Raw genomic sequence first — 23,735 nt, forward strand, 5'->3', positions numbered from 1 at the left:
TGCTGGAGGCACAGCGCCGGCTTCGACCGGCCTTGCTCTTCACCGCCCGCGGGAGACGGGGTTTTCGAGTCTGCCTCACTATATCCGAGCCGCTGATCCGCCTCACAGTGGACAATGCGACATACGCTTCCGCATTGACGACAAAATGCGACATCCATACCAAACGCGACACCCATGCCGCAGGAAGCGTATCAGGGGCGGGATTTTGCTGCCTCCCGCACGTTTGCGCCCACCACAAAACGACAAGTCTCGGGAACGGCGCAAGCCACCGTTAAGGAAGCCGTCATAAACTGGCGCGGCCCACGGGAGTTGATCGGCTGTGACCACCAAACCGAAGCTCAGATATTTCGAGGCCAAACCGTTCAGGCCCTCGGTTCCGAAGCTGAAGCCGGCCGCGCATTCGGAATTTCTGCGCACGGGCAAGATTTCGCGCGACAGCCGGGACTGGCTGCCGGAGGAGAAACGCTACCTCACCTATCAGGAAGTGGCGGCCCGCACAGAAAAGAAGCTGACGTCTGCCGGCGAAAAGACGCATGAGCGGCTGAACAGCGTTCACCGGTCGATCCGGTTTCCCAAGGTGATCTTCTCGCGCTCGCTCGAGGAACAGCCGCATCTCGGCTACTGCCATGTGACGGCAGCGCGGACGATCTTCGGGCGCGACACGCCGATCGACTGGTCCTTCTACATCTGCAACTTCGTTGCCAGCATCGGCGACGAGACGGACTTTTTCCAGAATATTCGTACCGATTACGGGCGGATGTACTTCGCCGTCGCGATCGAGGCGGACGACGAAAGCGGAACACGGATCAACCGTCGGGTCCGCGGCAACGGGCTTCTGTTCCGCACCGGCGATCCGGGCGATGCGCTGCGCAACGTGCTGCTGCTTGGCGCCCGCGACGAGACGCTGCGCGAGATCATCAAGACGCTCTGAGCCGCCGGCCTCCCCGAAAAGAATTTGCGCCGTCTTGCCGTTTGGGTCTATGGAAACGGCCATCATGACGGCGCGCATCATCGACATTTCCTGGGAACCGGAGCAGGCTTTGGCCGAGGCTTCCGCGCGTCTGGCCGAGGGCCTTCCCGTCGCCATTCCGACGGAGACCGTCTACGGTCTTGCCGCGGATGCGACCAATCCCGCCGCCATCACCCGCATCTACGAGACCAAGGGACGACCGCGCTTCAACCCGCTGATCTGCCATATGGCGGATCTCGCCATGGCCGAACGCTACGCGCTCTTCGATCCCTTGTCGCGGCGGCTGGCGGAAAGCTTCTGGCCGGGCCCGTTGACGCTGGTGCTGCCGCTCAAAACCGATTGCGGCATCCATGCGCTTGCCACCGCCGGACTGGACAGCGTCGGCGTGCGGGTGCCGAAGGGTTTTGCCGGCGATCTCATCCGCCGTTTCGACCGGCCGCTTGCAGCGCCCAGCGCCAATACCTCCGGCCGCATCAGCCCGACCAGCGCCGAGCATGTGGCCGAGGATCTGGGGGACAAGCTTGCCCTGATCCTGGATGGCGGCCAGGCCGATGTCGGCGTCGAATCCACCATCGTCAAGGTCGAGGGCGAGCGCATCCGGCTGTTGCGACCCGGCGGGATTGCGGCAGAGGACATTGAGCGCGTGGCGAGGCGGACCGTCGAGCGGCAGGCCTCTCCTGCCCCGACCATCGAAGCGCCCGGCATGCTCGCCTCTCACTATGCGCCGAATGCATCCGTGCGCCTCAACGCAACCGCTGTCAGGCCGGGCGAGGTGTTGATCCGCTTCGGCGGGAAGCCCGTCTCGGGAGCGGATATCGCCTCTGCGGTGTTCGACCTCAGTGCAAGCGGCGACCTGGCGGAAGCGGCGAGCAATCTCTTCGACATGCTGCATGCCGCCGATGCGATGGGCGCAGGCCGTATCGCCATCGCCGCCATTCCCGACCAGGGACTTGGCGAAGCGATCAATGACCGTCTCATCCGCGCCGCAGCGCCCAGGGACCACTAGCCAGACACGCGACTTACAGACCAGCAGGAAGGCAATCGCCATGGATCTCCGCAGCCCCTCCTCCGAACTGCTCGCCCGCTTCGCAGCCCTCGTGGGACCGGCGAACGCGATGACGGAGGCGGCGGAGATCGCGCCGCGGCTGGTCGAAAATCGCGGCCTCTACCATGGCAAATCCTCGATGATCCTGAAGCCGGGCTCGACCGAGGAGGTCTCGGCCATCCTGACGCTTGCCAGCGAAACGAAAACCCCGATCGTGCCGCAGACCGGCAATACGGGCCTTGTTGGCGGGCAGACGCCGAGCGAGGACGGCACCGCCATCATCCTGTCGCTCGAGCGCATGAACCGCATCCGCGACATCGATCCGTTGGCGAACGTCATGGTGGTCGATGCCGGTTGCATTCTGGCGGATGTGCAGAAGGCGGCGGAGAGCGGGCACCGGCTGTTTCCGCTGTCGCTCGGCTCGGAGGGTTCGTGCCGGATCGGCGGAAACCTCTCGACCAATGCTGGCGGCACGGCGGTTCTCGCCTATGGAAATATGCGCCAGCTCTGCCTGGGGCTGGAGGTCGTGCTGCCGACCGGCGAAATCTGGGACGGACTTCGCCGGCTGAAGAAGGACAATACCGGTTACGACCTGCGCGACCTCTTCATCGGCGCGGAAGGCACGCTCGGCGTGATCACCGGGGCGGTGCTGAAGCTATTCCCGCAGCCGGCCGGCCATCAGGTGGCGTTCGTCGGACTGCCCTCCCCCGATCACGCGCTGTCCCTGTTCGAGAAGGCCTCCAACCTCTGCGGCACGGCGCTGACCGGTTACGAACTGATGCCGCGCATCGGCATCGATTTTACCACCCGCCATATCGCCAATGTCCGCGATCCGCTGCCGACCGCGCATGCGTGGTACGTGCTGGTCGACATCTCAACGAACGATTCCGCCGAGACGGCGGAGGCGATGATGCACAATCTGCTCGAACAGGGGCTGGAAGCCGGCCTGATCGAGGATGCGGTGATCGCGAGTTCCGTGGCACAGCAGAAGGCGCTCTGGCACATGCGCGAAAGCATGTCGGATGCGCAGAAGCCGGAAGGCGGATCGATCAAGCACGATGTCTCCGTACCGGTGTCGAAGATCCCGAGCTTCATGGCGGAGGCGGAAAAACGCGTGCTCGATGCCATGCCCGGCGCGCGTGTCTGCGCCTTCGGCCATCTCGGCGACGGCAATATCCACTACAACATCTCGCAGCCGGTCGGTGCCGACAAGGCGGCCTTCCTCGCCCGCTGGCGGGAGATGAATGCGATCGTGCATGGGCTGGTGCTGGAGGCCGGTGGGTCGATTTCCGCCGAGCACGGCATCGGCCAGTTGAAACGCGACGAACTGGCCTTAATCCGCTCCGACATCGAGATCGACCTGATGCGCCGCATCAAGCGGAGCTTCGACCCCGCCGGGATCATGAACCCCGGAAAGGTCATCTCACTGCCGTAGGAACGACCTTATTTCTGCGCGAGCGAGGTCAGCAGGTCAGCGCTGATGCCAATGCTGCTTGACGTGCTGGTCAGAATGGACAGGGCCGACGAGGAGGCTTCGCCGTTCTGCAGATCGTACATCACGGTGAATTTATCGACCATTTTGCCGACCTTGTCCGGATCTTTCAGATCCTCAAGGTTCATGTACTTCTTGACCAGTTCTGCCTGCTTGTCGACGTCGAGGTTGCTGAAGCTGTCCGGCAACTGGAAGCTGACGCGGAAGAATTCCAGCAAGGCGGAATCGCTCAGCATGTCGTAGGCGCTGGTCATGGTCGGTGCCATGCGCTCGAAGTAAAGCGCCAGTCGAACGCCGTTGTTCGTCTCGCCCTGTTCCTCTTCCAGCGTCTGGCGCGTGTATTTGTTCTGCGTCTCGATGATCTTGCCGCGCGACTGCGTGCCGTTGTTGAAATCGTCCGTCAGGTTGCCACGCGCATCGAAATTGAACGTGCCGAGGATTTCCGCCCAGACGGAATTTTCCTGCTTGTTGACGAAACTGTTCGGGTCGCCCAGATCGGAGGAGAAGACCTGCTTCAGGAAGTTCTTATCGACGGTGCCGGGATCAATGCCATAGGCGGTCAGAACAATATTCGTTAGCCGGTCGTCGTTGATGAATTCCGAGGCGGTCTGGATGCTGAGCATCTTTTCCGAATAGTAGCTCACCTCGGCCTTTGCATCCTCCTTGGCCTTCGTCGTCGCGTCCTTGTCGAGGAAACGCGTCTTCATCACCGTATAGTCGGAGGCGATCGAGGTGATCGTGCCCTGCGACTGCGCCGTCAGCGGCACCGTGACATTGCCGTCCTTGCCGAAGTTGAAGGCCTTGGCAAGCGTCAGGTAGCGTTCGTCCTTCAGCCCGTAGACATAGCTCTTCTTGTCTTCCAGATCGCTCTTCAGGACCTGGCTGATCGTGAATTTCGACACCTCGTCCGGATCGATGCCGACCGCTTTCAGGGCGAAGCTATAGACATCGGACTTGGCCAGGAACTCATCGACCGTATCGATCTCGGAGATGGCCGCCTTGTAGAGGCTGATCGCCTTTTCGTCGGCTTTGTCCTGCACATCGTCGTAGGTGTTGTAATAGAGGTTCTTGGTGGCCTCGGTCTGCGCTGCCGTTTGCGCGCTGCCAACCGCAACCGTGCCATCGGTGTTGAAATTGAAGGCCTGAGCGAGCTTCAGATATTCCGGACGACTTTTGCCAAAGGTGTTGGCATAGCTGGTCGGATCGTTGAGGTCGCTGGTCAGGATCTGTTCGATCGTCGAACTCACGACCGTGGCGCCCGTGAGACCGTAGGCGGTCTTGATGAACTTATAGAGCCGGGTATCCGCGATGATATCGGATACATTGTCGACGGTCGCAATCTTCTGCTCGAAATAGGTCGCATCGGCCAGCGCCGTGGCGGTCGAGACACGTTCCTGCTGGCTCACATAGAGGCTGTTGACCGTCGCCTTCTGGTCGGCCGTCTGCGCGCCCGTGGAAGGCGCCGAGCCATCGGCGTTGAACTGGAAGGCGTCGGCCATGTCGTAATATTTCTGGATCGTCGCCAGCGAGGCGTCATACCCTGCGATCTCCGCCTTGATCGCTTTCTTCTCGTTGTCCGTCGTCGCCGCATCCAGGCGGGTATTGGCATCCGACAGCTTGGCGTTCAGATCGTCGCGCTGGGGTCCAAGCGTCTGGTTGATGTAGCTGGAGGAATCGCTCGTGTCGCTCGACAGTACGCCGCGGATCAGCGAGCGGGAATAATAGCGCTGATCGATACCGTAGGAGGTCAAAAGATAGTCGCGCAGGCGGTTGTTGTTGAGGACATCGTCGACGCCGCCGACCTCGTCCATCATGGCGTTGAAGTAGTTCGTCTCCGTGGTGACGTTGTCACCCTGGCTGACCATGGTCTCCGTATAGAGGTCCACCATCGCACCGACCTGGGTGGACGATTGCGCGGTCTTTTCCGCCGAAGAAAAATTGAAGGCGGTGGCAAAATCGCGATACCGATCGTCCGCCACGAGATTTGCAAAGCTGTTGTCGTCCGACAGATCGCTTTCCAGGACCTTGCGCATGAAGGCCTTGGCGTAGGTCATGTCCTCCAGGCCGTGGGCCTTCATGGCATAGGAGTAGAGGCGGTAATCATCAAGGAATTCATCGACGGACGTAACCTTGCCGATGTTCTCCTTGTAATATTCCGCTTCACGGGAGACGGTCGATTGGTTTGAGACGCGCTTCAGGCTCGCGGAAAGATCCCGCGTGACAAGATCGTAGCTCAGGTAAGTTGATACCATTTCGACGCCTCTTTATCTCCTGTGCGCACAGATGACGTGCGCGAATGATACATCAACGAAACTTAAAGAATTGCTGTCCTGCCTTCGCACGGCAGGCTTGTCCCGACCTTTCGCGAAGCTGATCTTGTGCTGTGACAGAACACGACGGATCTTTTTCACGAAACGGAAACCCTGACGGCTTGGTTTTTGCTAACCATCGGAAGACGCTAGAATTTCTTAACCGCAATTTTTAAGCGCTTCTGGAAGTGCGCCGCCTATGTTGAGCCCATCAGAGGACGACAAAGTCCCGACAGAAGACCGGCAAACGGCTCTCAGGTAAAACAAGGGTAAGTTTCGAGATGACAAATACGGTTCTGAAACCCTCATGGGCAGGTGCAACGCTTCGGCTCGATCCGGCGCGGTTTCCCCAGCAGATCACGTACGGGCTGCATGATGCTGCCGGCGATGTCTCCATCACCATCGACGAGCGCGGCGCCGTACTCCGCAAAATCCTTCCCGGCAGCGGGCTTCCGCTGTCGTTCGCACTGCCGGCGCGCGCCTTCAAGGGTGTTGCCGCCCGCGCCATCGATCACGGAAACGGCGACGTGACCGTGACGCTGGAACTGCATCACGACGATCCGGACCTGTGCATTCCGCTGCTTGTCGCCCATGATCTCTGCGACATCGCCGCCGACTGGCGCAGCTGGTCGGAAGCCTTCCGCATTCCGATGCTGATGGTGGAAGCCGATGGCGTGGCACGCCCGCTGGAAAACCATCTCGGCGACCTGCGCACCCAGGCTGCACGTCCGCGCCGCCGCCATTCCTACTTCGCCGCCCGCCGCCCCCGCTTCCTGGTCCGCCGCACGACCGGCAGCCTCGGCGTGGCGATGAAGATCGAAGGCAAGGAAATCATTGCCCGCCGCTGAACGGGCAATCCTCGCAAATCCGACCATACCTCCAGCGACACAGGCCCGGTTTCCCTGCCGGGCCTGTGTCGTTGTGCGTCACGGGCGGGCCGCTTGACCGGTCAGTTATAGCTGGCGAGCGAGACGACAAGCGCCAGGAAGATCACCGCGCCGATGCGCCCGTTGAACTTGAAGAGGCGCAGGCATTGGTCCGGGTTGTCGATATCGATGATCAGAACCTGCCAGGCGAACATCAAAATGGCGATGGCAAGACCGATAAAGCCGAGAATGCCAACATCGGCGAGGGCAAAGGCGATGATGAAGCACAGCGTGGCGAGGCCGTAGATAGCGCTCAGCCAAGCCTTGGTATGCTCACCGAACAGGCGCGCCGTGGAGCGCACGCCGACCAGCGCGTCGTCTTCCTTGTCCTGGTGGGCATAGATCGTATCGTAGCCGATGGTCCAGAGGATCGCGGCGAGATAGAGCCAGATCGCCGCCCCGTCGAGCCGGCCGAAGAGGGCTGCCCAGCCCATCAGCGCGCCCCAGGAAAAGGCGAGGCCTAAGAAAAACTGCGGCCAGTCGGTAAAGCGCTTGGCAAACGGATAGATCGCCACCACCAGCAGCGAGGCAAAACCGAGCCCGATGGTGAAGGTGTTGAACTGCAGGAGCACGACAAGACCGGCCAGCGCCTGCATCACCAGGAAGATCTTGGCACCGAGGCGGCTGACCCGGCCCGACGGCAGCGGCCGCGAGCGGGTGCGGGCGACCGCCATATCGATCTTATGATCGACGAGATCGTTATAGGTGCAGCCGGCCCCGCGCATGGCGACCGCGCCGATAAAGAAATAGAAGAGATGCGCGAGCTTCAGCTCCAGCGAAAAACCGCCGTCGGGGGCGACATCGGCATTGGCGGCAAGCGCTGCGGACCAGAAACACGGCCACATCAGGAGCTCCCAGCCGATCGGCCTGTCCCAGCGCGCCAATTGCGCATACGGCCAGAGCGGGCGCGGAAGGACCCGATAGACGAAGTTGTCGGAAGGCGCGTCGGAGACGCGATCGCTCATGTCCTGTGTGGTGCTCATGCCTGCGAGTTCTAAAAGCTTCGCGAGCAAAAGCAACGTCTTCCATCACGGATGACGGCAAAGTTCATCGAGCCGTTGCCGCACATCGCTCAAACCGCGATCTGGTCCAGTGGCGCGCGGGCCTGCTCGAAGGACCGCAGCGCGGCTTCGCGCTTGCCGATGTAATCGCGATGATGCGGCACCGCATCGCGCTTCTTCTTGAGCTGCACCTGGAAGATGAAGAAGTTTTCGTGGGTAAAGGCCATTTCAGAGCCGGCCAGATAGAATTCCCACATGCGGAAGAAGCGTTCGTCATAGAGCGCCAAAACCTCGGCCTTGCGGGCCAGAAACCGTTCCCGCCAGTGGCGAAGGGTATGGGCGTAATGCATCGGCAGGATTTCGAGGTCGGACACCAGAAGCCCGGCCTTTTCGATATGCGGCAGCACTTCCGACAAGGCCGGAATATAGCCACCCGGAAAGATGTATTTCTCGATGAAGGGATTGGTGACGTAAGGGATGGTCGGCTGGCCGATCGAATGCAGGATCATCACCCCGTCCTCGGCGAGCACCTCGTTCACCTTGCGGAAGAAGTTCGCATAGTTGGTGCGGCCGACATGTTCAAACATGCCGACCGAGACGATGCGGTCAAACGTCACTTCAGGTTTCAGCGTGCGGTAGTCCTGCAGCTGGAACCGCACCTTGCCGTGCAGGCCGCGATTTTCGACCCGCTGGCGCGACACCTTCAGCTGCTCTTCGCTGAGCGTGATACCGGTGACGTCAACGCCGGAGGTTTCCGCGAGATAAAGCGCCATGCCACCCCAGCCGGAGCCGATTTCCAGCACCCGCTGGCCGGGTTCCGGCATCAACTTGGCGGCGATGTGGCGTTTCTTGGCAAGCTGCGCCTCATCGAGCGTAATGCCCGGCGGGTTGAAATAGGCGCAGGAATATTGCCAGTCCTGATCGAGAAACAGCGAGAAGAGACGGCCGTCGAGATCGTAATGATGGGCGACATTGCGCCGGTTGTGGTTGATCGGCACACGATTGCGGAACAGCGACGCGCCGATGCGCAACAAGCCGCGCCAGACCATGCCGAAGGTCAGGCCTTCGCTCAGCGTGTTATCCTTCACCAGCGCGAGGAATTCGTAGATGTCCCCCTCGTCGATGAGGAGCCGGCCCTCCATGTAGAGCTCGCCGAGCTTCAAGGCCGGATCGGCGGCAAGTTCCTCTTCGGCTTGCGTGTCGGTGAAGCGGATGGTGACCGTGCGGCCTCCACCTCTGCCGAAGGTCTCCTCTCCTGACGGTCCTCGGACCGTCAGCGAGCCGATCTTGATGATTTTGGCAACCAGAGTACGAAGCGACGAGGCCATATCCACCTTCCGCAATACTAAGCTTGACTTACTAAACCAAATTTAACGCCTTCGCCGCGGCTGGCAAGTCCAATTCGACTGAAAAAATGCACAAGGAAAAGCCCTGCCGAACCGGGTTCGACAGGGCTTTTGTCACCACAGCAAAGAGAGATCTCAGCGCTTCTTCATGGCTTCTGCGAGCGCTGCCCCGAGGCCGCCCAGCTGGCTGCCACCATCCGACTTCTGCGGTTTGGCCTGCGCATGGCGCATGGGATTGCCGGCGCCCGGTGCACGGCTTTCCCGCATCGAGGCAGGCGCCGCTTCGCCGCCATCCTTGCGCATGGTGAGCCCGATGCGCTTGCGCTTCACATCGACTTCGACGACGCGGACCTTCACCACATCGCCGGCCTTCACCACCTCATGCGGGTCCTTGACGAAACGATCCGCAAGCTGGGAAACGTGGACGAGGCCGTCCTGGTGGACGCCGATATCAACGAAGGCGCCGAAAGCGGCGACGTTCGTGACCGTGCCTTCCAAAAGCATGCCGACCTTCAAATCGCTGATCTCGTCCACCCCGTCGGCAAAGGTCGCGGTCTTGAAGCTCGGACGCGGGTCACGGCCCGGTTTTTCGAGCTCGGCGAGAATATCCTTCACCGTCGGCAGGCCGAACTGCTCGTCGACGAACTGCCTGGGATCAAGCCGCTTCAGGGCGGCACTGTCACCCATCAGGTCGCGCAGGTCACGACCGCAGGCGGCGACGATCTTCTTCGCCACGCCATAGGCTTCCGGGTGAACGGCGGAGGCATCGAGCGGCTCCTTGCCGTTCGGGATGCGCAGGAAGCCGGCGCATTGTTCGAAGGTGCGGGCGCCAAGGCGCGCCACTTTCAAGAGTTCCTTGCGGCTGGCAAACGGACCGTTCTGGTCGCGATGGATGACGATCGCATCGGCAATCGAGCGGCTGAGGCCGGCGACGCGTGCCAGAAGCGGCGAGGAGGCCGTGTTGAGATCGACGCCGACCGCGTTCACCGCATCTTCGACCACGGCGTCCAGCGAGCGCGACAATTTTCCCTGATCCACATCGTGCTGGTACTGGCCGACGCCGATCGACTTCGGCTCGATCTTGACGAGTTCGGCCAGCGGATCCTGAAGGCGGCGGGCGATGGAGACGGCACCGCGCAACGAGACATCGAGGTTCGGGAATTCGGCAGCGGCCAGTTCCGAGGCGGAATAAACGGACGCGCCGGCTTCCGAGACGATGACCTTGGTCGGTTTCGTGCCGCCGGCGGGGGCGGGAAGCTGGGCCAGCATGTCGGCCACCAGCTTTTCCGTCTCTCGGCTGCCGGTGCCGTTGCCGATAGCGATCAGGTCCACCTTGTGCTTGCGGATGAGGCTTGCAAGCTCCGCCTGCGTTCCGCGCACATCGTTCTTCGGCGGGAAGGGATAGACGGTCGTCGTCTCGACCAGCTTGCCGGTGCCATCGACGACGGCCACCTTGACGCCGGTGCGGATGCCGGGATCAAGGCCCATGGTGGCCCGCGAACCGGCGGGTGCTGCGAGCAGCAGGTCCTTCAGGTTACGGGCAAAGACGCGGATCGCCTCTTCTTCCGAGCGCTCGCGCAGTTCGCGCATCAGGTCGAGCGACAGCGACATGGAAAGCTTCACGCGCCAGGTCCAGCCCGCGACTTCCATCAGCCAGCGGTCGGCCAGACCCTTCTCGCCGATCTGGAAGGCGCCTGCGATCATCCGGTGCGTCGGCTTGATCGGTGACGGATCGTCCTGGTCCACCTCGATCGTCAGCGTCAGCACTTCCTCGTTCCAGCCGCGCAGCATGGCAAGCGCCCGGTGGCCCGGGGTCGTGGCCCAGCGTTCGGAATGGTCGAAATAGTCGGAAAACTTGGCGCCGGCCTCCTGCTTGCCATCCACCACTTTGGCCCGCAGCGTTGCGGTGTCGCGCATATACTGGCGCAGGCGGCCGAGAAGATCGGCGTTTTCGGTGATGGTTTCGGCCACGATGTCACGCGCGCCCTCGAGGGCGGCCTTCACATCCGCCACTTCGGCGGAGAGATAGGTGTCCGCGAGTTTCGCCGGATCGGCGGCGCGATCGGCCCAGAGCGCATCGGCCAGAGGGCCGAGACCGCGCTCGCGGGCGATCTCCGCCTTGGTGCGGCGCTTCGGCTTGTAGGGCAGATAGAGATCTTCGAGTTCCGCCTTGGTGGTGGCGCGGGCGATCTTCAGCGACAGCTCGTCGGTCATCTTGCCCTGGCCGGCAATGCTGTCAACGATGGAGGTGCGGCGGGCCTCCAGTTCGCGCAGATAGACGAGCCGTTCGGAAAGATTGCGCAACTGCGTGTCATCCAGCCCGCCGGTGACTTCCTTGCGGTAGCGCGCAACGAAGGGAACGGTTGCGCCTTCGTCCAGAAGACCGATCGCGGCAACGGCCTGCTCCGGCCGTGCATTGATCTCGGCGGCGATGGTTGCGGCAATGGATTTGATGTCGGCGGCCATGGATCGTCCTGCTTTGCTGTTTGCCCGGACCATAACGGCAGATCGTGGCAAGGCAACGCCGCAAGCGGCGATTCCACAGGCTTGGGCGTGCTGAGTAGCAGTCCAACCAACAAAAAACCCCGCCGAAGCGAGGTTTTTCAGACACTTCATCCAGTTTGCGATCACCAGATAAAGTGGCCGCCCAAGGGCGGACTTAATTGCCGGAGCGACCGGCGACAGACCTAATATGGGTTGTCTTCGAACATATGTCGATTAGCGTTGCCGGAATGAGCTTCTTTTTCCAATAACGAGAAACTTAGTTTAGTTGCTACCGCTTGCGAGAACGCTCACAGCAAGGGCGATCAACACGGTATTGCGGCTTGACCTTTTGGCTCCCTCCCCTTAACCGCGCAGGCATTCCACTCTGCGACAACAAAGGGGCGAGACGTGAAGGTTCTTCTGATTGGGTCCGGCGGCCGTGAGCATGCGCTGGCCTGGAAACTGGCACAGTCCCCCCTGCTCTCCAAGCTCTATGCGGCGCCAGGCAATCCCGGCATTGCCGAAGAGGCGGAACTTGTCTCGCTGAATGTCGAGGATCATCAGGCCGTGATTGCCTTCTGCCGCGACAAGGCGATCGATCTCGTCGTCGTTGGCCCGGAGGCACCGCTGGTGGCGGGGCTTGCGGATGATCTGCGTGCGGCGGGTTTTGCCGTCTTTGGCCCCTCCAAGGCGGCCGCCCAGCTGGAAGGCTCCAAGGGTTTCACCAAGGATATCTGCGCGCGCTACAACATTCCGACCGGCGCCTATCAGCGGTTCACGGCTGCCGAGCCGGCGAAAGCCTATATCCGCGCTGAGGGCGCGCCGATCGTCGTCAAGGCCGATGGGCTTGCCGCCGGCAAGGGCGTGACGGTGGCGATGACGCTCGACGAGGCGCTTGCTGCCGTCGATGACTGTTTTGCCGGCGCCTTTGGTGCAGCCGGTGCCGAAGTGGTGGTGGAGGCCTTTCTGGACGGCGAGGAGGCAAGCTTCTTCTGCCTTTCCGACGGCAAGACGGCGCTTGCCCTCGCCACCGCCCAGGACCACAAGCGCGTCGGCGATGGCGATACCGGCCCGAACACCGGCGGCATGGGCGCCTATTCTCCAGCCCCGGTGATGACGCCCGACATGGTGGAGCGCACGATGAAGGAGATCATCGAGCCGACCATCCGCGGCATGGCAGAGAGCGGTCATCCCTTCACCGGCGTCTTCTTCGCCGGGCTGATGATCACCGCCAAGGGGCCGGAACTCATCGAATACAATGTCCGCTTCGGCGATCCGGAATGCCAGGTGCTGATGATGCGGCTGAAGAGCGACCTTCTGCCGATCCTTCACGCGGCCGCCACCGGCACGCTCAATCAGGTGAGCGCCGAATGGCGCGACGAGACGGCGCTCACCGTCGTGATGGCCTCCAAGGGCTATCCCGGCTCTTACAACAAGGGGACGCCGATCGCCCATCTGCCGGACGCGACCGATGGCGCCAAGGTTTTCCATGCCGGCACGGCGCTGAAAGACGGGCAGTTGGTGGCAACCGGCGGCCGTGTGCTGAACCTGACCGCCATGGCGCCGACCGCAGCCGAAGCCCAGGCGAAGGCCTATGCCCTGGTGGACCAGGTGGAATGGGACAACGGCTTTTGCCGCCGCGACATCGGCTGGCGCGCGATCGACCGCCACTGAGGGCCCGCGAAAACGGGACATTTAACCCTTCGTTAACCCCGTCCCCTGACCGGTTGGAAAGGAAGCTGGCGTAACATCATGGTCTGACCGACTGGCTCCAACCCATGTGGGGAGTGGATACGATGTACAGCCAACTTCTGACGATCCTCGTCCTCGCCGCCGCCTCGCCGGCCGCGGCCTCTTCGATCGAGAAACTGTCGACGATCCCGATTGCCAACCCGGAGAGCGTGGTGGAGATCCGCTGCGCGGCTTGCGACGAGATACCCCGCACCATCAAGGAGCCGACTTACAAGGTGCCGGAGCTGCAGGGCGAGGAGCAAAGGCTGGAACTTCAGGTGCGCAACGGAAAACCGGCCCTGCTGCGCACCGAAGCCTTGATGGGCGGTTCGCCGGTCACCTTCGTCAGCCTGAATCCGGTGTTCATCGAGAACGAGCGCAGCGCCATTGCGGGCCGCAGCGGAGCGCCGATGAAGGGTGATGGTGTCGATATGCAGGCCACCACATCGGCGGTCAGTTCCGAAACCGCGGCGGATCCGGCGCTTCCGAAACTGCTACCCGCCGACGCGGCGCCACCGCCGGATTTTTCCGGGCTTGACCTGCGCCCCGGCCACTGAGGCCAAGAGAAGGCCGTTGATCGCCGTTCGGTCAACGGCATCTTCAAGGTGTATTTTTCAACTCGCCTCAATCAATACTACCTTAATTAGAGAATTATAAAAATATTTAGTATTTTTGCCCATAATCACGAATGGGATGCGCTGTAGTATCCGTCTAGCGCAGGATGCGCCGTTCATTCACGCAGCACCATCACACGGGACACGGTCCAACGCGATGGCACAATCGGCGGTGACCCTATGAGAAACATGAAGATTTCCCTCCAGCTGTTCCTGCTGGTCGGCGCGATGATGGCGGTCTTTGCCGCCATGACCTATTACCAAGTCCGCTCCTCGACGGCTGCCATCTACCATGAGCGCTACGAGATGCTGCGGACGCAGGTGGAAACGGCGCTTTCCGTTCTGAAGGACTACAACGACCGTGCCGCGAAGGGCGAGTTCAGCCAGGAGGACGCACAAAAGCGTGCCTACGACATGCTGAACAAGATGCGCTTCGAGCCGGACGGTTATTTCTTCGGCTATGACTACGACGTCAAGATGATCTTCCACCCGACGTCTCCGGATGTCGGCAAGAGCAACAAGGGCAAGCCCGATGCGAATGGCTTTGCTTATCGCGACGAGCTGGTCCGGCTCGGCCAGATTGGCGGCGGTTATGTGGAGTTCCTCGGCCCGAAACCCGGCAAGGACCCGAATGACCGCACGTATCCGAAAGCCTCCTATGCCAAGGCGTTCGAGCCGTGGAAGATCATTATCGTCACCGGCCTCTATACCGATGACCTCAGGGCCGAGGTGCGCGACACGATCATCAAGACCGTCGGCGCTTCTGTAGCGCTGTTCCTGGCGGCGCTGGCCGGCGCCTATTTCGTCATCCGCGGTATTACCAGACCGCTGAACGCCATTCACGATGCTCTGGGTGCCGTGGCCGACGAGAACACGACGATCGCCATTCCGCATACCGACATGCGCAACGAGATCGGCAAGATGGCAAAGGCCACCGCGGCGCTGCAGGACAAGGTGCGTGAACGCCACGCCATGGCCGCCCGCGAAAAGGAGCAGGAAGCCCAGCTGAATGCCGAGCGCGAGCAACGCGCGGAGCGGGACCACCAGGAGGCGCAAGCCCAGGCGCATGTGGTGGCCACCATCGGCCAGGCGCTGGAACGGTTGTCGCAGGGCGATCTGACCGTCCGGTGCGCGGATCTCGGGGCGAAATATGCCGGCCTGCGGCACAATTTCGACGACGCCCTCTCCCGCCTCGAACAGGCGATGAGCCGCGTGAACCTGAAGGGCAACGACATCGGCGTATCCAAGGAAGAAATCCGCCGCGCTTCGAGCGAGCTTGCCCAGCGTACCGAACGCCAGGCGGCCAATCTGGAGGAAACCTCCGCCGCGCTCGACGAGCTGACGGTTGCGGTGCGCCAGACGGCGGATGGCGCCAAGGAAGCCGCCCAGCGGGTGCAGTCCATCAGCGGCGAAGCCCGGCAGAGCGATACGATCGTTGAACAGGCAATCGGCGCGATGAGCGGCATCGAGCAGTCCTCGGCCGAGATCACCAAGATCATCGGCGTCATCGACGAGATTGCCTTCCAGACGAACCTCCTGGCGCTGAACGCCGGCGTGGAAGCGGCGCGTGCCGGCGAAAGCGGCAAGGGTTTTGCCGTCGTGGCGCAGGAAGTGCGTGAACTCGCCCAGCGCTCCGCGGCCGCCGCCAAGGAGATCAAGGACCAGATTTCCCGCTCCTCCGGCCAGGTGGAGCAGGGCGTGCAACTGGTGGCCCAGGCCGGCGAGGCGCTGAAGCGCATCTCCAGCCAGATCGAAAGCGCCAACCAGGTCGTCTCCCGCATCGCCCACAGCGCGCAAGAGCAGGACACGACGCTGCGGTCCATCTCGTCTTCGCTGAACCAACTGGACCAGGCGACGCAGCAGAATGCCGCGATGGCCGAGGAAACCACCGCTTCGGCAGAAGTGCTGGCCAACGATACCGGCGACCTTTTGGACCTGATCCGCGGTTTCCGCACGGCGGACGCCGGCGGGCTCGCCGGCATGGCCCAGCAGATGCGCCGGGCCGGCTGAGACAACCATCCCCCGACACCCAGAACGCCGGCTCGACAAGGGCCGGCGTTTTGCGTTTCAGGAGGCGAGATGTGCTGCCAGCGCCTCGATCTCAGACGGCGCGTAGACGACGATGCCGTGCCGTTTCAGCAGCGCTGCGGTGACACCGTGGCCGGCGTGTTTCACACCGCCAAATGACCCGTCATAGATGGAGAGCGACCCGCAGGAGGGGCTGCCGTCAATCAGCAGCGCAACCGTGCAGCCGTTTGCCTCAGCCAGACCCAGCGCCTTCTCCGCACCGGCGACAAAGGCCGCGGTCACATCGCCACCCGTGACTTCGAGCACGCGGGCATGACCCGCCAGCACATCATGCCCGTTCATGCCCTTTTCGATCTCGGCCGGCGGGCGCGGCACGCTCATGCCGCCGGCAAGCTCCGGACAGAAAGGCACAAGCCACCCCTCGCCTTTCCACGCCTCGATCCACGGATGGACGAGCGGTTTTCCCTTGCCGTCATAGCGCACGGGCTGGCCGAGCAGACAGGCGCTGATGAGAATTTTGGGAGGCATGGGGTTATTCGTCCAGATGGCGGGGGACGTCGGCGCGCTCGTGGAGAATGCGGACAACTTCGACCGTGCCGTCATCGAGAATGGCATAAAAGATCAAGTGCGAACCGGCGCGGCGTCGGCGATAGTCCGACCGTATTGATGGGACGTCGATCCCCGCGAAGGGGTGACGGCCAATCTCGGCGATCATCTCCAGGATCTGCTTCAGGTAGCGCTCTGCCTGGGCTTCGGACCATCGATCCCGTGTCTGGTCGCCAATATCGACGAAATCTCGTTGCGCAGACGGGCGAAGACGAACCTCAACCACGGCTCGTCCATCTGGCGCGAACGGATCTCATCAGCTCTTCCGGGTCGAAAGGAACTGAAGGTCCGCTATTCTCCCCCTCGATCAAGGCATTGCGCAGCCATTCCAGCTTTCGCTGATCCTCTTCCAAGAGCCGCAGCCCTGCTTCGACGACATCCTGCGGCGAGGAAAAGCGTCCGCTTTCCACCTGTTCCTCGACAAAGCGGTCGAGCGGTTCAACCAAAGTGACTTGAAACGGCTTGTTCATGCAAAGCCTCCAGCGCTGAGCCTGATGGCCTCAGTCTATCACAGATATCGGACAGGCTGGAAGTGGATAGGAAAGACCCCGCCGGAGCGGGGTCTGGAAGGATCAGCCAGAGATCTTGGAGAAATCCGCGACCGTGCCGGTCGCTTCGCGGATTGCCTTCAAGAGCGCCAGGCGGTTGGCGCGGATGGCCAGATCCTCGTCATTGACGAGAACGGCTTCGAAGAAGGCATCGACGGGGGCGCGCAGCTTCGACAACGCTTCCATGGCGGAGCGGAAATCTTCCGTGGCGACCGCGGCGGCGGCCTCGGAAGTTGCGGCCTTGATCGCGGCATAGAGTGCCTTTTCGGCGTCGAGCGTCAGCAAATCTTCCGACACGCCATCGGCCACCACCGTGCCCTTCTTTTCTTCGGCAGCAAGCAGCTGCGTGGCACGCTTGGTGCCGGCCAGCAGGTTCTTGCCGTCTTCCGAGGAGATGAAGGCGGTGAGCGCTTCGGCACGCCGCGCAATCAGCAGCAGGTCATCGGCGTCGGGCGTCAGTACCGCATCGATGATGTCGTGGCGGGCGCCCATGTCGCGCAGATAGACTTTCAGGCGGTCGTGGAAGAAGGACAAGAGATCGAATCGAATTTGATTTAAAGCTTTGACAAGCCAAGTAATCTTAGCAGCTGCCGCTGCGTACGCATCAAGCCCCTGAAGAGCTTGAGGATCTTCGAGATTTTCAAAAGCCATATGGACTGAGAGGTTATCCAATTGCTTTAGTCTTTGCGTCAGGGCTTCATAAGCATCTGCGCGAGTTTTGTATTCATCAGCATCTTCGTCACCAAATAAGTCTGGACTTCCGATCTGGTAGGCGCCCAGAAAACCTTCGCTTTGATCGATGAATCCATCCCCGTTAAGTAGGGTTCTATAGGGCTCTTTGCTCCAATCAAGAGCCGGCTTCTCTTCATTTGCAGGATCATATGTATAAGCCAAGGTCTCAAAACCGTGGAAATACCGGCTGTCCGGTGTGAACGAATAATACAGCGCAGCGCAGAGTTGGAACCAGAACAACTCAAGCAGCGACAACCGTACCTTCCGCTCCAGCACAACACGCACCACACCGAGCGCCGCGCGGCGCAGGGCATAGGGGTCCTTAGAACCGGTCGGCTTTTCTTCGATCGCCCAGAAACCCACGAGCGTATCCAGCTTGTCCGCCAGCGCCACGGTGATCGCTACCTTGTCGTCCGGCACACGGTCGGAGGGGCCCTGCGGCTTGTAATGGTCCTCGATCGCGGCGGCAACGGACGGGTTTTCGCCCTGCAGGACCGCATATTTGCGGCCCATCAGGCCCTGCAGTTCCGGGAACTCACCGACAGCTTCCGTGCGCAGATCCGCCTTGGCCAGCACCACGGCGCGGTCAACGAGGGCCTCGTCCGCACCGACAACCGGCGCAATCTGCTTCGCCAGTGCCCGGATGCGTTCCACCCGCTCACCCTGCGTGCCGAGCTTGGCGTGGAAGGTGACGTTCAGCTGGTCGAGCTTCGCCATGCGCTGGTCGAGAGGCTTTGCGAGATCGAGGCCGAATTTCTCCGCCGAGGCCTTCAGCGTCTCGAGATCCGGCAGGTTGCCCTGGTCGCGGGTAAAGAAATGCTTGGCATCCGAGAGACGCGCCCGCACGACCTTGCCATTGCCGTGCATGATCTCCTTGCCGCCATCCTTTGCCTCGATATTCGAGACGAGGATGAAGCGGTTGGAGAGGCTGTCGCTCTCGCCCTGCGGGCGGGTGACGAAACACTTCTGGTTCGTCTTGATGGTCAGCCGGATGATTTCCGCCGGGATGGCCAGATATTCGTCCTCGAACGTGCCCATCAGCACATGCGGCCATTCCACGAGGCCGGAGACCTCTTCCAGCAGGCCCTCGTCTTCCACAAGGTCGAGGCCGTTGGCGAAGGCGAGATCGCGCGCATCGTGCAGGATCACGTCCTTGCGACGCTCGGCATCCAGCATCACCTTCGCCTTTTCGAGGCTTGCGACGTAATCATCGAAGCGGCGGACAGTGATCGCGCCCGGTGCATGGAAACGGTGGCCGTAGGTGACGTTCGACGCCACAATGCCATCCACCGTGAAGGGGATGACCTGGGTCTCCTCGTGCTCGGGGCCGAATAGGCAGACGATCGACTGCAGCGGGCGCACCCAGCGCAGGCTTTCCGAGCCCTTGCCCTCGATGCCACCGTAAGCCATGCCCTTCGGCATGGAGGCGGCACCGGAGCGCATCGATTTCGGCCAGGGGAAGGTGCGGATGATGCCCGGCATCACGTCGGCAATGATCTCTTCCGCCGCGCGACCCGGTTTCGAGACGACCGCCACATAAAAATCGCCCTTCTTCGGATCGGACACGACCTGCGCTTCCGAGACCGAGGAGAGGCCCGCCTTGCGCAGAAAACCCTGCACGGCCTGTTCCGGCGCCTTGGTGGAGGGACCCTTGATCTCCTCGCGCTGATCGGCCGAGCGGGCGGTGAGGCCACGGATATCCAGCGTCAGGCGGCGCGGCGTCCAGTATTCGCGCGCACCCTCATAGGTCAGGCCCGCCTCGACCAGCGCATCGGTGACGAGCTTCTTCAGGTCGCCGGCCGCCTTGCGCTGCATGCGGGCAGGAATTTCCTCGGAGCGGAGTTCGAGCAGTAAATCGGGCATGGTACTCGGCTTTGTCTTGGGGTTCTGGGCTTTGCGCCGGACTTAGCAAGGCATGCACCAAAAGTCATCTGCCGAGTGGGGTAAAATGAAGGTCCGTGAAGGCAGGGTGGCCATGGAGCACGCTTGCCCCTGTGGCTCGACGTGCAGCGAACGAAGAAAATCTACCACCCTCCCCCGCCGCCCCCGCCGCCGCCGCCGCCGGAGAAGCCGCCGCTGGAGGAGAAGCCGGAAGAAGACGAGGATTTCGGTTCCGGGATGGTGGAAGCGATAGTGGACGCCATGGAGGAGGAAAAGCCGCCGATGCTGGTGCCGAAATCGGAGAAAGACCCGCCGTGGTACCAGGCCGGCTGATAGGCGGCCGCCGCAGCCCCCGCCGCGGCGGTTGCCAACCAGGTCTCGAAGGTATCGCTCCAGGGCCGCTCGACGCCGAGCGCCACCGCATAGGGGAGCAGCGTCTCGAAATGCTGCGGCGACATTTTCGGCGCGCCGGCCATGTTCAGCCGGTCGCGTTCGGCCAGCGTCAGATAGGTCTTCAGCCCTTCGATGCCGGCCATCAGCTTGGCGCCGAGCGGGGTGGGCGCTCCCATCAGCACGAAGAAGACGACATTGACGAGCGCCAGCCCTCCGACCGCCGCAAAGACCGGCCATTCGCCGGTATCGATGCTGTCGATGATGCTGATGACGAAAAAGCCGAGGACGCAAAACAGGATGAAGCCGACGATGGAAAAGCCGATTGCCGCGAGGATGCGTTTGACGAGCGTGCGGCGGCGCAGGAAGGCGCGTGCGGCACTCACCGCCGCACGCCCCCAGATCACGCCGCCCACGGCCGGGACGATGAGTGCCACCACGCTGTCCGGGTGGACATCGCCGAAACCGATCAGGGCACCGAGCACCAGGAGGCTTAAGACAGCACCGCCGATCGTATAGCCGAGATTGCTCTTGTAATATTTGCCGCGATGTTCCTTCTCGATGGCGGAGCGGAAATTGCCGGCCACCTTCTGAACTTTTTCGCCGTTGTCCCGGTCGATCACGAGGTCGTCGCCGGGCGTTCCCAGTTCGCGCATCAGCGCCGCCTGGCCGCTCGGCAGCTTGTCCGACAGCCGTTTGTCGGTGCGGCGCACGACGATGCGGTTTTCCAGATCGTCCAGCGTCACATAGCCCTTCACCGCAAGATCGATGAAGCTGGCCGAGAGCGCTTCCCAGCCGGCACCCGAAAATCCCTTGTTGTGCACGTAGTTGACGAGCGCCGGGGAAAGGCCCTCCGGCGCATCCCAGCGCGGCACCACCACGCCGCCATCCGGATCGCGGCCCACGCGGCGCCAGAACCAGACATAATAGAGAATGACGAGCAGCAGCCCGCCGCCGCCGATGATCAGATTGATATTGTCGCGCAGGAACCAGTCGCGCTGCTGATCGGCGGAGGGCGGCGCAATCGAGCCTTTCGGCATCGAGATCGCGATCGTCAGCCCTTCCTGCGGTCGCAGCGGGCGGGTGGTCTCGAAAGCCGGGGCCGAACGGCTGCCGGTGGCGCGGGCGTTCTTCGCGGTCGAGCCTTCCGCGCCGGTGAAGAAGGTGGTTGCCGTCGCCGTCACGCTGCCCGGAAGGCTCACCACGGCAGAGGCCCGGTTGATCGGAAACAGCCAGCCATTGCCGGTGACGTTCCAGTAGAACTCGTCGTGATCGTCAAAATAGCGGATCTGGCGGTCGGTGCGATAGGTCAGTTCATAGGTGTGGCGGCCGGGGTCCAGCAGGGTCTCCGACGATCCCATATAAATGCGGATGCCGCCGGAGATCGTCTCCGTATGCCAGTCTTCATCGGAGCCATCGCGGGCAACGGAGAGGATCTCGAAACCGACCTTCTGCCGGCGCCCGTTCGCATCCAGCATGTAGAGGGGGAAATCGCGGAAAATGCCGCGGCGAATTTCGCGGCCTTCGGCATTCACCGTGATGATTTCCGTGACGGTCACCGCGCCATCGGCGGCAATGTCGATCTCGGAACGGTAGCTGTCGATCACTTCGGCAGCACGGGCCGCTCCCGACGCGAAGAGCACCGGCAGGAGAACGGCCAGAACCAGACGTGCTGCGCGCCAAAAGCCTGCCGTCATTTGCTTATCCCCTGTCGATGCCGACACCGAGCGAGGCCATGGCATTCCAGTAGTCCGGATAGGTTTTGCCGACGCAATCGGGATCGAGAATGGTGATGCCGTCGATCTTCAGGCCGGCGAGCGCAAAGCTCATGGCGATGCGGTGATCGGCAAAGCTGTCGATGTCTGCCGGCAGATGCTGGCCGGCAAGCGCCGGATCGGATGCGACGAGCAGGTCGTCCCCCTCCTCCGTCGCGAGACCTTCGCGGATGTTGTTGAGGCCGGTCGAGAGCGCCCGGATGCGGTCGCATTCCTTGACGCGCAGATTGGCGATGCCGACGAAGCGCACCGGCGTTTCGTTGAAGGCGGCGAGCACCGCAATCGTCGGGATGGCATCCTGCATCTGGCTGCCGTCGATCACCGCCGGCATATGCGGGAAGGCGGCAATCACCTCATAGGCTTTTGCATCCGGCTGGGTGAAGGTGGAAGCCTTCGTGCCGATATCGATCTGCCCGCCGGTCAGCACTTCCGCGCCCCAGAGATAGGTGGCGGCAGACGCATCTGGCTCGATGTGGAAACCGGTCGCGGTGTAGCCGGTCGGCTCGATGCGCCAGACGGCGGGCGACGGCTGATCCACGGTCGCGCCGAAGGCCCTCATGGCGGCAAGCGTCAGATCGATATAGCCGCGCGCGCCGATCTCGGCACCGGCCAGCTCGATCTCGAAGGGTTCGGAGGCGCAAGCCGCCGCCATCAGGAGAGCCGACACATACTGGCTGGAGAGACCGGCATCGATCACCACGCGGTTTTTCTTGAACGTTCCGTTGGCATCGATCGCAACCGGCGGGCAACCGGACGGGGCGGCAATGGCAACGCCGAGCGACTGCAGCGCATCGACGAGCGGCTGGATCGGACGCTTGCGCATGTGCTGGTCGCCATCGACCACAAAACGTCCGTGGCCGAGTGCCACCGCCGCCGTCAGAAACCGCGTGGCGGTGCCGGCATTGCCGAGAAACAGCGGCTGATCCGGCGCTTTCAGCTCACCGGTGCCGGTGACGACGAAGGTGGTCGCATCCGGCTCTTCCACCGTCACGCCCATAGCCCGCAAGGCTTCGGCCATATAGCGGGTGTCATCGCTTTTCAGCGCGCCGGTGAGACGGCTCGTTCCCCTGGCAAGGCCCGCCAGCAGAAGCGCCCGGTTGGTGATGGATTTCGACCCCGGAGGGCTCACCCGGCCGACGAGAGGGGTTTTGGTCGGGCGGATGGTCAGTCTGTCAGTCGTCATGTCGGTCTCGGCTGGCGCCTCGTATGGCGCAGAAAATGTCAGAACTTGACGGTCGGTACCGCACGGTCCGCCTCGTTGGCAATCTCGAAATAGGGCTTCTTGGCGAAACCGAACTGGCCGGCCACCAGATTGGAGGGAAAGCTTTCGACCTTGACGTTCAGGTCGCGCGCCGCACCGTTATAATACCGGCGTGACATCTGGATTTCACCCTCGACGGTTTCCAGCGAGCGCTGCAGTTCGAGGAAGTTCTCGTTGGCCTTCAGATCCGGATAGGCTTCGGCGAGCGCCACGACGCGGCCAAGCGCCTGGCCGAGCAGGCCTTCGGCGGCGGCGCGACCCGCCACATCGCCGCTTGGCACGGCCTGCGCCTTGTTGCGCAGCGCCACGACCTCCTCCAGCGTCGACTTCTCGTGACCGGCATAGCCTTTCACGGTCTCGATCAGGTTGGGAATGAGATCGGCGCGGCGCTTCAGCTGCACGTCGATGCCGGACCAGGCTTCCTCCGCCATGTTCCGCGACTTCACCAGCCCGTTATAGATAAAGACGACATACAGTGCGACGGCCGCAAGTGCGACGAGTGCGATTTCCATCAGAGCGCTCCCCCAGAATGATCGTGAGGCGGAACCTAGCCATTCCCGCGATGCCTGTCATGGCCCCCGGCTGCAAAAAGTGGG

Annotated in this window: 18 protein-coding genes; 7 read left to right on the forward strand and 11 right to left on the reverse strand. The window is 62.3% G+C overall.

Features of this window, described 5'->3' with window-relative positions; genetic code table 11:
- The first annotated feature begins 319 nt into the window (after positions 1-319).
- The 3 genes from G6N78_RS01565 to G6N78_RS01575 all read left to right on the forward strand — a co-directional run bounded on the left by G6N78_RS01565 (position 320) and on the right by G6N78_RS01575 (position 3,450).
- Positions 320-931, forward strand: a complete 612-nt coding sequence (locus tag G6N78_RS01565; protein ID WP_165215009.1) for a DUF6656 family protein — start codon at positions 320-322, stop codon at positions 929-931.
- A 64-nt stretch (positions 932-995) separates the two neighbouring features.
- The gene (locus tag G6N78_RS01570) at positions 996-1,976 is read left to right on the forward strand and encodes an L-threonylcarbamoyladenylate synthase (RefSeq protein WP_165215012.1); all 981 of its coding nucleotides are present in this window, start codon (positions 996-998) and stop codon (positions 1,974-1,976) included.
- A 40-nt stretch (positions 1,977-2,016) separates the two neighbouring features.
- Positions 2,017-3,450: an FAD-binding oxidoreductase gene (locus G6N78_RS01575; protein ID WP_165215014.1), complete on the forward strand. Its 1,434-nt coding sequence runs from the start codon at positions 2,017-2,019 to the stop codon at positions 3,448-3,450.
- Between the two features lie 8 nt (positions 3,451-3,458).
- Here G6N78_RS01575 and G6N78_RS01580 read toward each other — a convergent pair whose 3' ends face one another.
- Positions 3,459-5,759, reverse strand: a complete 2,301-nt coding sequence (locus tag G6N78_RS01580; protein WP_165215017.1) for a DUF1217 domain-containing protein — start codon at positions 5,757-5,759, stop codon at positions 3,459-3,461.
- 338 nt (positions 5,760-6,097) lie between these two features.
- Here G6N78_RS01580 and G6N78_RS01585 point away from each other — a divergent pair, with 338 nt between their 5' ends.
- Positions 6,098-6,664 (forward strand): DUF6101 family protein, encoded by a 567-nt coding sequence (locus G6N78_RS01585; RefSeq protein WP_165215019.1) that lies wholly within the window; start codon positions 6,098-6,100, stop codon positions 6,662-6,664.
- Between the two features lie 101 nt (positions 6,665-6,765).
- Here the strand turns inward: G6N78_RS01585 and ubiA are convergent, their stop codons facing one another.
- The 3 genes from ubiA to G6N78_RS01600 all read right to left on the reverse strand — a co-directional run bounded on the left by ubiA (position 6,766) and on the right by G6N78_RS01600 (position 11,555).
- On the reverse strand, positions 6,766-7,725 hold the full coding sequence (ubiA, locus tag G6N78_RS01590) for a 4-hydroxybenzoate octaprenyltransferase (protein WP_165215022.1): 960 nt from the start codon (positions 7,723-7,725) through the stop codon (positions 6,766-6,768).
- 89 nt (positions 7,726-7,814) lie between these two features.
- Entirely contained in the window at positions 7,815-9,071 is a 1,257-nt protein-coding gene (locus G6N78_RS01595; RefSeq protein WP_165215024.1) for a cyclopropane fatty acid synthase, read from the reverse strand.
- A gap of 153 nt (positions 9,072-9,224) precedes the next feature.
- Positions 9,225-11,555, reverse strand: coding sequence for a Tex family protein (locus tag G6N78_RS01600; RefSeq protein ID WP_165215027.1), 2,331 nt, complete (start codon positions 11,553-11,555; stop codon positions 9,225-9,227).
- A 426-nt stretch (positions 11,556-11,981) separates the two neighbouring features.
- Between G6N78_RS01600 and purD the strand changes: the two genes are divergently transcribed.
- The 3 genes from purD to G6N78_RS01615 all read left to right on the forward strand — a co-directional run bounded on the left by purD (position 11,982) and on the right by G6N78_RS01615 (position 15,928).
- Positions 11,982-13,247, forward strand: a complete 1,266-nt coding sequence (purD, locus tag G6N78_RS01605; protein ID WP_165215030.1) for a phosphoribosylamine--glycine ligase — start codon at positions 11,982-11,984, stop codon at positions 13,245-13,247.
- A gap of 122 nt (positions 13,248-13,369) precedes the next feature.
- Positions 13,370-13,861, forward strand: coding sequence for a plant virulence effector HPE1-like domain-containing protein (locus tag G6N78_RS01610; RefSeq protein WP_165215032.1), 492 nt, complete (start codon positions 13,370-13,372; stop codon positions 13,859-13,861).
- Between the two features lie 237 nt (positions 13,862-14,098).
- Positions 14,099-15,928 carry a methyl-accepting chemotaxis protein gene (locus G6N78_RS01615; RefSeq protein ID WP_165215035.1) on the forward strand — a complete coding sequence of 610 codons (1,830 nt, stop codon included), beginning with the start codon at positions 14,099-14,101 and terminating at the stop codon, positions 15,926-15,928.
- Between the two features lie 57 nt (positions 15,929-15,985).
- On the opposite strand, the gene G6N78_RS01620 is transcribed toward G6N78_RS01615, so the two are convergent.
- The 7 genes from G6N78_RS01620 to G6N78_RS01650 form a co-directional block, all read right to left on the reverse strand.
- Entirely contained in the window at positions 15,986-16,474 is a 489-nt protein-coding gene (locus tag G6N78_RS01620; protein ID WP_165215037.1) for a 2-thiouracil desulfurase family protein, read from the reverse strand.
- Between the two features lie 4 nt (positions 16,475-16,478).
- Positions 16,479-16,778, reverse strand: a complete 300-nt coding sequence (locus G6N78_RS01625; protein WP_165215040.1) for a type II toxin-antitoxin system RelE/ParE family toxin — start codon at positions 16,776-16,778, stop codon at positions 16,479-16,481.
- Complete coding sequence (locus G6N78_RS01630) at positions 16,771-17,022, reverse strand: type II toxin-antitoxin system ParD family antitoxin (protein ID WP_165215042.1); 252 nt, start codon at positions 17,020-17,022, stop codon at positions 16,771-16,773. Before G6N78_RS01630 ends, G6N78_RS01625 begins: the two co-directional genes overlap by 8 nt.
- Positions 17,023-17,124: 102 nt before the next feature.
- Complete coding sequence (gene glyS, locus G6N78_RS01635; RefSeq protein WP_165215045.1) at positions 17,125-19,695, reverse strand: glycine--tRNA ligase subunit beta; 2,571 nt, start codon at positions 19,693-19,695, stop codon at positions 17,125-17,127.
- Between the two features lie 161 nt (positions 19,696-19,856).
- Entirely contained in the window at positions 19,857-21,800 is a 1,944-nt protein-coding gene (locus G6N78_RS01640; protein WP_165215047.1) for a DUF2207 domain-containing protein, read from the reverse strand.
- 4 nt (positions 21,801-21,804) lie between these two features.
- A complete protein-coding gene (locus G6N78_RS01645; protein WP_165215050.1) occupies positions 21,805-23,061 on the reverse strand; it encodes a 3-phosphoshikimate 1-carboxyvinyltransferase in 1,257 nt (418 codons plus the stop codon).
- A gap of 38 nt (positions 23,062-23,099) precedes the next feature.
- Positions 23,100-23,651 (reverse strand): LemA family protein, encoded by a 552-nt coding sequence (locus tag G6N78_RS01650; RefSeq protein ID WP_165215052.1) that lies wholly within the window; start codon positions 23,649-23,651, stop codon positions 23,100-23,102.
- Between the last annotated feature and the right edge of the window lie 84 nt (positions 23,652-23,735).

The sequence above is a fragment of the Allorhizobium pseudoryzae genome, from assembly GCF_011046245.1.
In the GTDB taxonomy this organism is placed as follows: domain Bacteria; phylum Pseudomonadota; class Alphaproteobacteria; order Rhizobiales; family Rhizobiaceae; genus Neorhizobium; species Neorhizobium pseudoryzae.

Excerpts from the sequence above, each read along its gene's own strand:
- G6N78_RS01570 (WP_165215012.1), top strand. The coding sequence starts at position 996 with ATGACGGCGCGCATCATCGACATTTCCTGGGAACCGGAGCAGGCTTTG.
- G6N78_RS01575 (WP_165215014.1), top strand. The coding sequence starts at position 2,017 with ATGGATCTCCGCAGCCCCTCCTCCGAACTGCTCGCCCGCTTCGCAGCC.
- G6N78_RS01580 (WP_165215017.1), bottom strand. The coding sequence starts at position 5,759 with ATGGTATCAACTTACCTGAGCTACGATCTTGTCACGCGGGATCTTTCC.
- G6N78_RS01585 (WP_165215019.1), top strand. The coding sequence starts at position 6,098 with ATGACAAATACGGTTCTGAAACCCTCATGGGCAGGTGCAACGCTTCGG.
- ubiA (WP_165215022.1), bottom strand. The coding sequence starts at position 7,725 with ATGAGCACCACACAGGACATGAGCGATCGCGTCTCCGACGCGCCTTCC.
- G6N78_RS01595 (WP_165215024.1), bottom strand. The coding sequence starts at position 9,071 with ATGGCCTCGTCGCTTCGTACTCTGGTTGCCAAAATCATCAAGATCGGC.
- G6N78_RS01600 (WP_165215027.1), bottom strand. The coding sequence starts at position 11,555 with ATGGCCGCCGACATCAAATCCATTGCCGCAACCATCGCCGCCGAGATC.
- G6N78_RS01610 (WP_165215032.1), top strand. The coding sequence starts at position 13,370 with ATGTACAGCCAACTTCTGACGATCCTCGTCCTCGCCGCCGCCTCGCCG.
- G6N78_RS01615 (WP_165215035.1), top strand. The coding sequence starts at position 14,099 with ATGAGAAACATGAAGATTTCCCTCCAGCTGTTCCTGCTGGTCGGCGCG.
- G6N78_RS01620 (WP_165215037.1), bottom strand. The coding sequence starts at position 16,474 with ATGCCTCCCAAAATTCTCATCAGCGCCTGTCTGCTCGGCCAGCCCGTG.
- G6N78_RS01630 (WP_165215042.1), bottom strand. The coding sequence starts at position 17,022 with ATGAACAAGCCGTTTCAAGTCACTTTGGTTGAACCGCTCGACCGCTTT.
- glyS (WP_165215045.1), bottom strand. The coding sequence starts at position 19,695 with ATGCCCGATTTACTGCTCGAACTCCGCTCCGAGGAAATTCCTGCCCGC.
- G6N78_RS01640 (WP_165215047.1), bottom strand. The coding sequence starts at position 21,800 with ATGACGGCAGGCTTTTGGCGCGCAGCACGTCTGGTTCTGGCCGTTCTC.
- G6N78_RS01645 (WP_165215050.1), bottom strand. The coding sequence starts at position 23,061 with ATGACGACTGACAGACTGACCATCCGCCCGACCAAAACCCCTCTCGTC.
- G6N78_RS01650 (WP_165215052.1), bottom strand. The coding sequence starts at position 23,651 with ATGGAAATCGCACTCGTCGCACTTGCGGCCGTCGCACTGTATGTCGTC.